General features: G+C 61.2%; 12 protein-coding genes. 6 read left to right on the top strand and 6 right to left on the bottom strand.

The features are described 5' to 3' along the window. Window positions 1-158: 158 nt before the first annotated feature. From NW845_RS00230 to NW845_RS00210, 5 genes are all read left to right on the top strand, one after another. Window positions 159-2,366 (top strand): glycoside hydrolase, encoded by a 2,208-nt coding sequence (locus NW845_RS00230; protein ID WP_414376179.1) that lies wholly within the window; start codon window positions 159-161, stop codon window positions 2,364-2,366. A gap of 26 nt (window positions 2,367-2,392) precedes the next feature. Beyond that, window positions 2,393-3,343: a prolyl aminopeptidase gene (gene pip / locus NW845_RS00225; protein WP_414376178.1), complete on the top strand. Its 951-nt coding sequence runs from the start codon at window positions 2,393-2,395 to the stop codon at window positions 3,341-3,343. A 289-nt stretch (window positions 3,344-3,632) separates the two neighbouring features. Next, window positions 3,633-4,154 (top strand): PDZ domain-containing protein, encoded by a 522-nt coding sequence (locus NW845_RS00220; RefSeq protein ID WP_414376177.1) that lies wholly within the window; start codon window positions 3,633-3,635, stop codon window positions 4,152-4,154. Window positions 4,155-4,286: 132 nt separating this feature from the next. Continuing rightward, on the top strand, window positions 4,287-4,493 hold the full coding sequence (locus tag NW845_RS00215) for a hypothetical protein (RefSeq protein WP_414364583.1): 207 nt from the start codon (window positions 4,287-4,289) through the stop codon (window positions 4,491-4,493). 5 nt (window positions 4,494-4,498) lie between these two features. Further along, entirely contained in the window at window positions 4,499-6,085 is a 1,587-nt protein-coding gene (locus NW845_RS00210; RefSeq protein WP_414376176.1) for a hydantoinase B/oxoprolinase family protein, read from the top strand. Here NW845_RS00210 and NW845_RS00205 read toward each other — a convergent pair. After that, window positions 6,022-6,447: a thioredoxin family protein gene (locus tag NW845_RS00205; protein WP_414364580.1), complete on the bottom strand. Its 426-nt coding sequence runs from the start codon at window positions 6,445-6,447 to the stop codon at window positions 6,022-6,024. The genes NW845_RS00210 and NW845_RS00205 overlap by 64 nt on opposite strands. A gap of 1 nt (window position 6,448) precedes the next feature. Beyond that, the gene (locus NW845_RS00200; protein ID WP_414371218.1) at window positions 6,449-7,189 is read right to left on the bottom strand and encodes an NnrU family protein; all 741 of its coding nucleotides are present in this window, start codon (window positions 7,187-7,189) and stop codon (window positions 6,449-6,451) included. A gap of 72 nt (window positions 7,190-7,261) precedes the next feature. Here NW845_RS00200 and psb27 point away from each other — a divergent pair, with 72 nt between their 5' ends. Next, on the top strand, window positions 7,262-7,663 hold the full coding sequence (psb27, locus tag NW845_RS00195) for a photosystem II protein Psb27 (protein WP_414364576.1): 402 nt from the start codon (window positions 7,262-7,264) through the stop codon (window positions 7,661-7,663). Between the two features lie 164 nt (window positions 7,664-7,827). On the opposite strand, the gene NW845_RS00190 is transcribed toward psb27, so the two are convergent. The 4 genes from NW845_RS00190 to NW845_RS00175 all read right to left on the bottom strand — a co-directional run bounded on the left by NW845_RS00190 (window position 7,828) and on the right by NW845_RS00175 (window position 12,131). After that, complete coding sequence (locus tag NW845_RS00190; protein WP_414364574.1) at window positions 7,828-8,598, bottom strand: sensor histidine kinase; 771 nt, start codon at window positions 8,596-8,598, stop codon at window positions 7,828-7,830. Between the two features lie 128 nt (window positions 8,599-8,726). Continuing rightward, window positions 8,727-9,608: a peptide chain release factor N(5)-glutamine methyltransferase gene (gene prmC, locus NW845_RS00185; protein ID WP_414376174.1), complete on the bottom strand. Its 882-nt coding sequence runs from the start codon at window positions 9,606-9,608 to the stop codon at window positions 8,727-8,729. Window positions 9,609-9,619: 11 nt separating this feature from the next. Continuing rightward, window positions 9,620-10,504, bottom strand: coding sequence for a Tic22 family protein (locus tag NW845_RS00180; protein WP_414364571.1), 885 nt, complete (start codon window positions 10,502-10,504; stop codon window positions 9,620-9,622). Window positions 10,505-10,970: 466 nt separating this feature from the next. Then, entirely contained in the window at window positions 10,971-12,131 is a 1,161-nt protein-coding gene (locus NW845_RS00175; protein ID WP_414364569.1) for an ABC transporter ATP-binding protein, read from the bottom strand. Window positions 12,132-12,176 lie beyond the last annotated feature (45 nt).

Below are 12,176 nucleotides of genomic sequence, written 5' to 3'. Positions count from 1 at the left end.
TGCCGCCATTGTCCTGAGAAATCTGGCAAATGACAAGGTTTTCCCGCAGTGGGCACCATCCAGGTGGAGCCCCACCATTCAACATTCCAGAGTTTCTTACGATCGGGAGCCGGACAGATGGGCTAGTATCCGGGTGATGGTTGGATCCCGTGCCTCCCATGACCTACCCGCTGCATGTTGCCCTGGTTTGGCACCAACACCAGCCCCTCTACAAAAGCCCGCTGGCGGGTAAATATCGCATGCCTTGGGTGCGCCTGCACGGGATCAAAGACTACCTGGACTTAATTTTGCTGCTGGAGCGCTATCCCCGCCTGCACCAAACGGTTAACCTAGTGCCCTCTCTCATTGTGCAAATCGAAGACTACGTGGCCGGCTCGGCCTTCGATCCCTATTTGGAGCTGACTTTATCTCCTGTCGAAAAGCTGACCCCGGAGCAGCGGCGCTTCATTGTCGAGCGTTTCTTCGACAGCCATTACCCCACCATGATTGAGCCCTACCCCCGCTACCGCCAGCTCTACGAACAGCGGGAATCGCAAGGGATCAACTGGTGCCTACAGTACTGGACGCCCCAAGACTTCAGCGACCTGCTGGCCTGGCACAACCTCTCCTGGTTCGATCCCCTCTTCCAGGAGGATCCTGAGATCGAGAGCTGGATCAAGATGGGATCCGGCTTTACCCTGGCGGATCGGCAGCGGATCTACGCCAAGCAACAGCAGATCCTGGCCGCCATCCTGCCCCAGCACGCCAAATTGCAAAGTAGCGGCCAACTGGAGTTGACCACTAGCCCCTACACCCACCCCATCTTGCCCCTGCTGGTGAGCGAGCGCTCGGCGCGGGTGGCCCGGCCCGGCTTGCCCCTGCCCCGCTACCCCTTCCACTGGGAGCAGGATGTCCACAGCCAACTGGAGCGGGCCAAGCAGATCTACCGGGAGCGCTTTGGCCGCGATCCGCGGGGTCTGTGGCCTTCAGAGCAGGCGGTCAGCCCCGCCATCGTGCCCCTGATCCAGAAACAAGGCTTTGATTGGATCATCTCCGACGAGGGAGTGCTGGGCTGGAGCTTGGGCCAACCCTTTCATCGCGACGGGCAGGGCCATATCCTCGAGCCGGAAAAGCTCTACCGCCCCTACCGTCTGGAGAGCGAGGCAGGGGATTTGGCCATCATCTTTCGGGATCACCGCCTTTCCGATCTCATTGGCTTTAGCTACAGCGCCATGCCTGCCGACGCTGCCGCCAAAGATCTCATCGGCCACCTGGAGAGCATCCGCAACCGCCTACCCCAAGACCAGCCCTGGCTGGTCACCATTGCCCTGGATGGGGAAAATTGCTGGGAGTACTACCCCCAAGATGGCCGCCCCTTCCTGGAAAACCTCTATGCCCGCCTCAGCCAGCACCCGGCGTTGCGCTTGGTGAAGGTGTCGGAGTTTTTGGATCAGTTTCCCCCCACGGAGTTTCTGCCAGCCGAACAATTGCACAGCGGCTCCTGGATTGAGGCCGACTTTACCACTTGGATTGGGGATCCCGTCAAAAACCGCGCCTGGGAGCTCCTTGCCCAAGCCCGCCAGGTGATCCAGGATCACCCTCACGCCACCCCCCAGGCCTGGGAAGCCCTCTGGGCCGCTGAGGGATCTGATTGGTTCTGGTGGTTTGGGGCAGGCCACTCTTCCGCCCACGATGCCGTTTTTGACCAGTTGTTTCGGGAACATCTACAGGCCCTCTACACCGCTTTGGGAGAGGCGGTGCCGGCGGCGCTGCAGTTTCCCCTCGAGGATCACGACGGGCTGGGGGATCGCCTGCCGCAGGGGTTTATCCATCCCACCATCAACGGTCGCCCCGCCGAACGGGAGTGGAGCCAGGCCGGGCGGGTGGAGATCGGCGCAGCCCGAGGAACCATGCACCGCAACAGCGTCGTCCGCCGCCTCTGGTACGGGTTCGATCACTTCAACCTCTATCTGCGGCTGGATTTTAACTCGGTGGTGCAGCGGCCCGAGCAATTGCAGGTGCTGTGGTTTTATCCCAACCGCGTTACCGTCAACAGCCCCATTCCCCTGCAGGGGTTGCCGGCAGAAGCCCCCCTCAACTATCTCTACCGCCACCTGTTGAAGCTGTCGCTGCCGCCGCCTGGCACCGGCCAGCATCCCGCACCCGTCGAGGCTCAGCTCTTGCAGGCAGGGGAGTACCATAGCTGGCACCCCATCAACCATCAGGTGAAGGCGGTGGTGGATGCCTGTTTGGAGGTGGCCATTCCCTGGAGCAATTTGGGCGCCCAGCCGGGGCAGGAGCTGCAATTTATCATCGTGGCCGCCGATGGCGAGACCTTCCAAGAAGGGATCCCCCCCAAGGCCACCATCGCCCTGCGCAGGCCCTAGAGAGCTGCTTGTTTCCAGATCTGCCTATGCAGCGCGATCTCTACCCGCCCATCGAGCCCTACGATCACGGCTTTCTCCCCGTCTCTTCCCTGCACACCCTCTACTACGAGCAGTGCGGCAACCCGGCGGGCAAGGCGGTGGTGTTTTTGCATGGGGGGCCAGGGGGTGGGATCGATCCCCTCTACCGGCAGTACTTTGATCCCAGCCGCTGGCGGGTGGTGCTGTTCGATCAACGCGGCTGCGGCAAGAGCCGCCCCTACGCCGAGCTGCGGGAGAACACCACCTGGGATCTGGTGGCCGATATCGAGAAGCTGCGCCAACACCTGGGCATTGAGCGCTGGTGGGTGTTTGGGGGCAGTTGGGGCAGCGCCCTTGCCTTGGCCTATGGGCAAACCCACCCCCACTCCTGCCTGGGGTTTATCTTGCGGGGCATTTTCCTGCTACGCCCTTTTGAGATCCGCTGGTTTTACCAGTCGGGGGCCAGCTACCTGTTCCCCGATGCTTGGGAACATTACCTGGAGCCCATCCCCCCCGAAGAGCGGGATGACCTGCTGACAGCCTACCACCGCCGCCTCAACGACCCGGATCCCCAGGTGCGGCTGAGAGCGGCCCGCGCCTGGGCCATCTGGGAGGCCAGCACCAGCAAGTTGATCCCCAGCCCTGAGCTCATCGAGCGCTTTGGCCAGGAGACCTTTGCCGAGGCCTTTGCCCGCATCGAGTGCCACTACTTCGTCCATGGGGGTTTTTTGGATCCTGAAGACCAGCTCCTTAGGGGGGTGGAGCGCCTGCGCCATCTGCCGGCTGTGATCGTCCAGGGACGCTACGACGTGGTCTGCCCGCCCATTTCCGCCTGGGAGCTGCACCAGGCCTGGCCAGAGGCAGAGTTTCACCTCATTCCCGATGCCGGCCATTCCATCACCGAGCCCGGGATCCGCACCGCCCTGGTGCAGGCCACGGATCGCTGCGCTGACCTCTAGGTCTTGTCGCTCACCTTTGGGGAAGGAGCTCAACTTGCAGCCTTCGGGAGAGAGGCTGGGGCGCAGGGAGACGGTTTTGGACTGGTTGGCAACACCTTGAAAACTGGGATACCTTCCAGGAAAGCGCCCCAACCTATCGACAGTTGCGGATTTTGGGTTTATCACTGAGGGAAGGGCGGTGCAAGCTGCCCGGTTGATGACTTCCGCTGTCTCCCGCGGGCTGGTCGATCCATCCCAGTGCTTTTGCGGATCCCAACTTGTCATTCTTCGCCGTTTCCAGGGTCGAACTATGCAGAAACCGAACACTCTGTTCAAGCTTGCCCTTGCCCTGCCCGCCTCCCTCCTGCTGGCAGATGCAGTTGTGGCCTACCCCTGTGACTCGGTTGGGGGTGAAGCTTACAACTTCTACAGCCCCACGGTTCAGGTTGACAGTTTCGGGGCTCAGGCGTCGCCTGCTGTTGCAGGCAACGGTTTTATCGGGGTTGCCATCGAAACGGTGGATGGACAGCCAGCTCAAGGCGCCATCAGTCGTCGCCTGTTTGGCCCCGCGCCTCAAATCCAAGGGGTACAGGTGGTTGGTCTGCTCCAGGATGGCCCGGCTCAACAAGCGGGTCTGGCCCAGGGAGATATTTTGATTGGGGTGGACGGGCAGCGGGTCACCTCGGTGCAGCACGTCCAGCAAATTATCCAAAACACCCCGGTGGGCCAGCGGGTACCCATTACCTTCCGGCGCGGCAGACAGGTATTGTCCACGGTGGTGGTGGTCGGCGATGGCCGTGTGTTGCGCCCCTTGATGCTGCAGCAGCAGTAAGCTTTGTCGGGATCCCTTGCTGAGCTCTCTGTGACTGCTGCATCAGGGACAGAGTGGGCAGTTTGGGCGGTTTGCAGCTTCAATGGGCTGCTGTTTCTTGCTCTGGTTGCTCTTATTCCTACTGTCTTGAGCTTGCGATCGGCGCTTTGGATTACGGAGCGGGCCATGGCCGACTGGCGGGAAGCAGCTGAGCGGGCTTTGGCTCCCACGCCGGCTGAGTTGTTGCGCCTACGGGATCGGCTGCGGGAGAATCGCACTAACCTCGACCGCTGGCAGCGGCGTCTCCAGTTTTGGCAAGGGATCCGCAGGGTGGCTGTTTGGCTGGGGCGCAGGCTGTGAGGAGCATGGATAGCGTCTCCCATCCCATCCGGTTGCAGGTGATGGCCAATGCGCTGGCGGGGATCGCTGAGGAGATGGGGGCGCGCCTCATCCGCGGTTCTTACTCGGCCAACATCAAGGAGCGGCGGGATTGCTCGACGGCCCTGTTCGATGCCCAAGGGGCCTGTATTGCCCAGGCGGCCCACATTCCGGTGCACCTGGGAGCTCTCGCGGAAGCAGTGCGGGCAGTGGTGGCAACCGGCCCGCGGCCGGGTGATGTGTTCGTCCTCAACGATCCCTACCAGGGGGGATCCCATCTGCCGGATATCACGGTGGTTACAGCCATCCCCGGCCTGCGGGATCCAGAGCAGGTCTGCGCCTACGCGGTGAACCGGGCTCACCATGCCGATATTGGGGGGATGCGCCCTGGCTCCATGCCGGCCGACTCCACGGAAATCTGGCAGGAGGGGCTGGTGATCCCGCCGCTGCGGCTGGCCCAAATGACCCTGACGGGGGAGCTGTGCTGGCAGGGCGATCTGCTGCGCCTGATCCTGGCCAATGTGCGCAACCCTGAGCAGCGGCAGGGGGATTTGCAGGCCCAGGTGGGAGCCAGCGCCGTGGGGGTGAGCCGGTTTCGCGAGCTGCTGGCCCGCTTTGGCGAGGAGGAGACCTGGCAGTTGATTGCCGGGGTGATCGCCTACAGCCGGCGGCGGATGCAGGCCCAGATCCAGGCTCTGCCCGCTGGGATCTACACCGCCTGCGACTACCTGGAGGGCTACGGGGATCCGCCCGAGCCGCTCCGCATCCAGGTGCAGATTGAGGTAAGGGGGGAGAGGCTACGGGTGGACTTTGCCGGCACAGCCCCGGCCACCGCGGGGAACCTGAACGCACCTTTGGCTGTGACCCGCTCGGCAGTGCTCTTTGCCCTGCGCTGCCTGTTGGATCCCACGGCGCCCAGCAATGTCGGCCTGGAGGATCCCATCGAGATCGTGGCCCCGCCTGGTTGCCTGGTGAACGCCCAATTTCCGGTGGCGGTGGTGGCGGGCAACGTAGAAACTTCGCAGCGCATTGCCGATGTGGTGTTCAAAGCCCTAGCCCCGGTGGCCGGATCCCGTGCCATTGCCCAGGGGCAGGGCACCATGAACAACTGTGTGCTGGGCAACCGCCACTTCACCTACTACGAAACCCTGGGGGGCGGCCAAGGAGCCAGCCGGCAGCGACCGGGCCTGGACGGTGTCCACGTGGGCATGAGCAATACCCTCAACACCCCCATCGAAGCTCTGGAGCTGGAGTATCCCCTGCGGGTGCTGCGCTATGAGCTACGCCCGGATTCCGGCGGCCATGGCCGCCAGCGGGGCGGCTGGGGGCTGATCCGCTCCCTCCAGACCTTGCAAGATTGCACCCTCTCCCTGCTCACCGACCGGCGTCACCATGCCCCCCAAGGGGAAGAAGGCGGCGAGCCTGGCCAGGTGGGGATCAACCTCGTCAACGGGGATCCCTTGCCCAGCAAGATCAGCCGCCCCTTAAAAGCCGGCGATGTGCTCACCCTCTACACCCCTGGCGGCGGTGCCTGGGGAGCTAGGGAAGAAGAGGGGCCTGGCGGGCCCAAATAGCGCAGATGAGCGAGAAACAACTGCTCGCAACGGCGGAGCACATCATCACGGCTGGCGAAGTGCTCTAACCTATGCACTTCTTGACCTTTCTCAAACAAAATTAAGGTTGGTAGCGAGCGCACCCGATAGCGGCGCGGCAGCCAAAAATTGTCGTCCACATTCACCCGCAGCACCTTGATCGACCCTCCCCACTCGGAGGCGAGGCGATCGGTAATCGGCTGAATGAAACGACACAGGCCACACCAAGGGGCGCCAAAATCCACCAAAACCCATCCATCGCTTGTCAAAAGTTCTTGATTAAAAGCATCAAGTGCAACTTGCAAGATCGCCACTCCCAAACTAAAGAAGTTCTTTGGGATCATGCTACCAGGCAACTCTGCTGGCTGCAGATATCATTTGCGGGTGGAGGGCGTAAAGAATCACTACGAAGCTGAACACTCCCAGGTAGGCCCAGCGTAGAAACTCTCGCGGTTGCAGTTGCTGGCGCTTCTGCAGAATGGCCAAGCCGGGGATCACAGAAGTACGGGCCTTGAGATCGCGGAAGGCCTGACCGTATTTCCGCTCCAGCCGGTGATCCCCGTGCCAGACGGCGAACAGGTGATAGGCCACCAACCCCAGGGAAGTGACCAGCATGAAACTGGAGCCAATCCAAAGGGAATGGGCCACACACCAGATCACCTGGCCCACCATTTGAGGGTGGCGGGTGATGCGGATGATCCCGCTCTCAAACAGGTGGATCTCCGGCTTCTGAATGGCAGCGATCTCCAGCAAATTGAAGGTGGCCGGATACAAAAAGAAAAACGAGAGCGCCGACAAAAGAACAACGGTGGTGTGAATGCCGGGGACAGCATGGAGATCCCAAAGGATCACGCCGTCGTAGCGATGGTTAAAGAAGTAGATCAGCAGCAGCGGCGCCAAGCTGAGGCTGACCAGCGCAAAAAGAAGGCGGTACAGACGGGATCCCAGCCAAGCTTCTCCCCAGGGGCGCAAGTAGGCCAGCCCACTGTGAGCACAAGCAAACCCCAAAATCAGGGCCAACATGATCGCGTGGGATCTGTACTGGGCGAGCTCCGGCAGCAAGTGGTTGAAGAAGGTGGACGGCATCTTCTCAATGGCTCCTCTTCCGGCGTCGCTGTGACTTATGCTTAAAGATAAGTTACATAAGGCAAGCTTCCCATGCTGAAAACTTTTTTTCTACGCCTTCTCGGCCTGTTGCTCTCGGTCATCCTGGTGCTGGGCTGGACGACCGCAAGTGCTCAGGCGGCCCGTCTCACCGGCAAGTACTACGAAGACAGCATGACTCTGATTCAGACGCTGCGCACCGTCCTTTCGGAAGCGGATCCCGTGATGAACCCGGCAGAGGCGCGGGCGGAAGTGATGGAGGCTATGCAAGAATTCGCAGGGCGCTACCATGGCCATCGCTACGACAAGCTGCAATCCTTCACTACTCTGCGCACCGTGTTCAACACCGTGGCCTCCCACTACCGCACCTCCAACCGGCCTCTTGACCCGGAGAAGGTGGAGCGGGTGCTGATGCAACTGGATCGCGCTGAGCTGGCCCTGCGCCGCGAAGGTTAAGCTTTGTTAGATATCCCAGATCCAAGTCACAGGCAAATTGCCCCTAGTGCAGCCAAGCTCTTGTCGGCCTGCAAAAGTCGAGGTCGTCCACGGCGCTCTTTCCAAAGGCGAGGAGGAAGAGTAGTTCTCCCTCGCAGGAAAGGGTATCTTCTTTTGTCTGAGATTTACTGGGCAAGGCGCAGGGTTACTTTGATAACAACCCGGTGGAGGCTGCTTTCGCAAAGCTCCAGATCGCCCCCCATTTCTCTCAGGAGCCGCTCGCTCACCCGCCAAGCAGCGCAACCCTTTGTTTGGATGGGCACATGGCACCGCCCTTCCAGATTCCACTCTAGGCAAAGGCGCCCCTCTGCTGCTGCGATGGGGTAGAGGTGCAGAGTCATCGAACCATAGCGTAGGGTGCGAATACCCCAGCGACACACCCCCAGCAGGGCCTGCACCAAACCGTGGCGATCTGCCCAAACCATAAGGCTCTCCGAGAAGGCGGGCAGCTCAGAGGCAGAAGGCGGTTGTAGGGTCGGCCATTCGTAGCGAATGCCCTGATCCTGGGCCTGTAGGCGAGTTAGGCTGTACACATCCTGAAGGAGGGGGCGGAGTCGGGTCGGCTCCGGTTGCAAGGGTTGAATGGGCAGGTCGTGGCGAGCCAGGCGAGTGTACTCCTCGAGCAACTTGATCAGGCGCTCCACCGCTTCTTTGGCACTTTGCAGGTACTCCCGCTCTTCTTCGCGGGAATCGCACAGATCGGACAGCACCAACTGCAGGGATCCCATCTGGCTGCTGAGGGGGTTGCGCAGCTCGTGGCCAATACTGACGAGCAGCTCCTGCTGAAAGGCGCGCATCACCTCCGAGCGCTCAAACGCAAACTGCCAGTCCACCGCCTCTTGCCCGGCGGCAGCAGCGGCCTGCTGGGAGGGAGGATCGGGTTTTGCTGCAGGCAAGGGTTTCCTCAAGAGGTACTTTGGACGAAAGGTAGGAGATCTGGTGATGTGTTCGGATGGAGAGCCTTGGGTTTTAGCTAATTTGACAGCAGCGCGCTCCTGGATCCTACCTTTTTCTTTCCAACTTTCTAGCCGACGAAATGGGCGCTGACCACCCGCTCAATTCCAGCCAGATCCTTGTGGACTTGGATCTGCTGATAGCCGCCTCTGGCCTGCAACTGCTCCACCACCCAAGGAGCTTGGCCTTGCATCACCTCCACCGCCCAAAAGGAGTTGGGGGCCAAGTAATCCGGTGCCTTTTGAATCAAAAGGCGCAAGTGCACCAGCCCATCTTCCCCCCCATCGAGGGCCTGTCGTGGCTCGTGTAGCCGTACCTCGGGCATGAGGTAGGCCAGCTCTCCAGTGGGGATGTAGGGCGGGTTGGAAACCAGGCCACGCAGCCGGCCTCGCCAGGGATCCAAAGGCGCAAACCAGGATCCCTGCAACAGCTTCACCCGTTCCTGCAGATGATAGTCCGCCACATTGACTGCCGCAACGGCCAAAGCCTCTGGGCTCACGTCCACCGCCAGAAGCTGCAACTGGGGATGCCCCTGGGCCAAAGCGATGACAATTGCCCCACTACCGGTGCCCAGGTCGGCAAAAAGGGATCCCGGCGGCAGCGGGTTAGACCTCAACCAAAGGGAGGCTTGCTCCACCAGTAGCTCGGTCTCCGGGCGTGGGATCAACACCGCTGGCGTTACCCGCAAGCTCAAACCCGCCCACTCTACCCTTCCCAGCAGGTACTGTAGAGGGATGCGCTCTGTCAGCCGGCGCCGCCACAGCTCCTCTACCTCCGCCAGGGGATCCCCCTGCACCGTCGGGGGCCGACCCAGCAAGCGCTCCAACGATCCCCAGCCCAGCCGTTCCCTCAGCAAAAGTTCCACTTCCTGAGGAGAGATGCCGGCAGCTTGCGCCGCCCGCAAAGCCTGGGCACGCCAGGCCAGCAATTGCTGCACCAGCGGGGATCCCATCAGGAGCTAGGTCAGCGCCGCTGAGGCTGGGGAGTGGCAGGTGAATTGGGCTGAGGAGTGGCAGAGCGAACTAACGATTGCACGTACTCCAGCGACGCGCGCGGGGGGATGAAAGCAATCTTCTGCACATCCTCCTGGGCGTCAGGGGCTAACATGCGCTCCACCACGATGGCCAAGGAAGTGACCTCGATCTGGGTTTTGCCGACCACCTCTGGGTTCTGCGCCGCCGCCCGATCCAAAGCCCCCTTCAGGTCGTTGCGGTCGAAGAAGAAAGGCACCACCTCCTGGCCATCCTGCTCGATGGTCAGCAGCCCCTCTCCCGAGCGGCCATAGAACAGCGGCACGCCGATCACTTCCGGCGGCACCTCCTGACCCGTTTCTTTCAGCACCTGCTTGGCCGCCTCTACATCAGCAGCCCGGGGCACCACCTCAAAGTACAGATCGCTATTCTTGGCCCGCTCTTCTTCCGACTTTTCGTAGGCGTAGCCCAAGGGAATGGGCACCACCTGGGCCTGCTGACCCACCTCAGGGTTCTTGGCTTTCACCTGCTGCAACGCTTGCTGGGCTTGGTTCTGATCCAGCCAAAAAGAAGCCACCTGGATGGTGCGCCCCTCCCGCTCTACGTTGGCGACCACAGGGGTGCCGTTCTGAGACACGATGGCAAAAACCGGCACCAGATTCAGCCGCTCCGCCACTTCTTGACGACTCATGGGAGCTGCCACTGCCTGAGTCAAGAGGAGCCCCCCTTGAGCAAAAATAGGAACTCCCCCCCAAATTACCCCCGCCACCCCCAGCAGGAGAGTGCTGCGAACTGCTGCTACGAACACAGCCCGCCCACCTGCCTGAGCTGCGCGGCGGCAAAGGGATCCCAAAAGCGGCACTGCATTACTGCGCATCCTTTTCATCTCTACTCCCGGCCTTGCGCCTTGTCTTCGTTGCTATGGGGTCAGATCCCTAAGACCCTAACCGACGGCCTCTGCCCAAGAAGAGCTGACCAAGCTTACCTTGCTCAACACAGCTCGGGCGAGCGATGCGGCACACTCTTGGGACTTTGGGGACAGCGCCTGGCGAACTGGCCCTTGCTGACACTACCCCCCCTCTACCCTTTTTGACGAGCGCCCCTGGGCCACCCTAGAAGGCAAGGTTAAAGCATTTGCTCAACCCCTGTCGAGGGGTAAAGCCCCTGTTTTGGGTGGGGATCCCGCATCACCTCCTACTATATACGGAGTCCAACAAAGCGGATCCACACCAAATACAGATCGCCCCTCCATCCTCTGGATGCAGAGTCTGGGCTGAGAAGGCCAATTCCCACTAGGCAAAGCTCTTGCTTCCCGATCGGTTTTGCTGGGGGACCGCTACTGCCTAAGGTTGGGAAAGGGGGAACAGACGGCCCTGCTCGACGGTAACTTGAACCCGCGTGCCCACGGGCAAAGCTTCCCGCGCCAGGGCGTGCAATTCCTTGCCCGTCTCTGTGACCAGACAATAGCGATACTCCCGCCCCAAAAACTGACGATCCCGAATGGTAACTCTCCCTTGCGGATCCGGATGCAGACGTAACTCCTCCTGCCGGATCATCAACTCTCCCTCGCGCAGATGGGGATCGGGCTGATCTCGGAGAAACTGGGAGGGAATCTGCAGCAGCTCCTTAGCTTGCCAACCAGACTCCCGCCGCTCACAGCGCAGAAAGTTGGCCTGGGCGATGAATTCTGCCACAAAACGGGTAGCCGGCTCCCGGTAAACTTCCTCCGGGGATCCCCATTGCTCGATGCGGCCCTCCCGCATCACCGCCACCCAATCGGAAAGGGAGAGGGCCTCTTCTTGGTCGTGGGTAACGAAAATGGCCGAGGTCTGGGTTTGCTTGAGGATTTTGCGGATTTCTTCCCGCAAGTAGTAGCGCACCTGCACATCCAAGTTGCTCAGCGGCTCATCCAAAAGGATCAGGCTGGGCCTGGGGGCCAAAGCCCGGGCCAGAGCCACTCGCTGCTGCTGACCGCCCGAGAGCTCGTGCGGATAGCGGTGGACGTAGCCTTCTAGGCCCACCAAGCGCAACACCTCGTAAGCCCGTTCCCGCGCCTGTTGGGCAGTACCTCGCCACTCCGTCAAGGGAGGGTGATGGCTCCGCTGCGCCCCTGCCGCAGTCGCGTTGGTGGACCGGAGGCCAAACATCACATTAGCCAACACGTCCAAGTGCGGAAACAGGGCAAAATCTTGAAACACCAGCCCCACTCCCCGCCGCTCCGGCGGGATCCACTGCCCATCCCCAACCACAACCTGTCCTCCCAGCAGGATCCGCCCGCTGTCTGGCTGCTCAAAACCGGCAATGGTACGCAAGAGGGTGGTTTTTCCGCAGCCCGACGGGCCCACAATCCCCAGAATGTCTCCCTGAGGCAGGCGAAACTCCACCTCCTGCAAAACCCACTGCCGCTGGCCAGGAAACCTCTTGCTAATGCCCTCAACCTGAAGAATGTAGGGAGAATCCGCCCGGGCAGCAGTGGACGTTGAGGAAACCAAGAACTCGGCCATGGCGATTGTTGCAAAAGATTTTCACTACTTTTAGTAGACTACCAT

Origin of the sequence: Synechococcus sp. H60.2, from assembly GCF_047462315.1 — a bacterium.
Taxonomy (GTDB): Bacteria; Cyanobacteriota; Cyanobacteriia; order Thermostichales; family Thermostichaceae; genus Thermostichus.
Note: the sequence above shows the minus strand (reverse complement) of the source record. Positions and strands in the feature narration are given on the sequence as shown.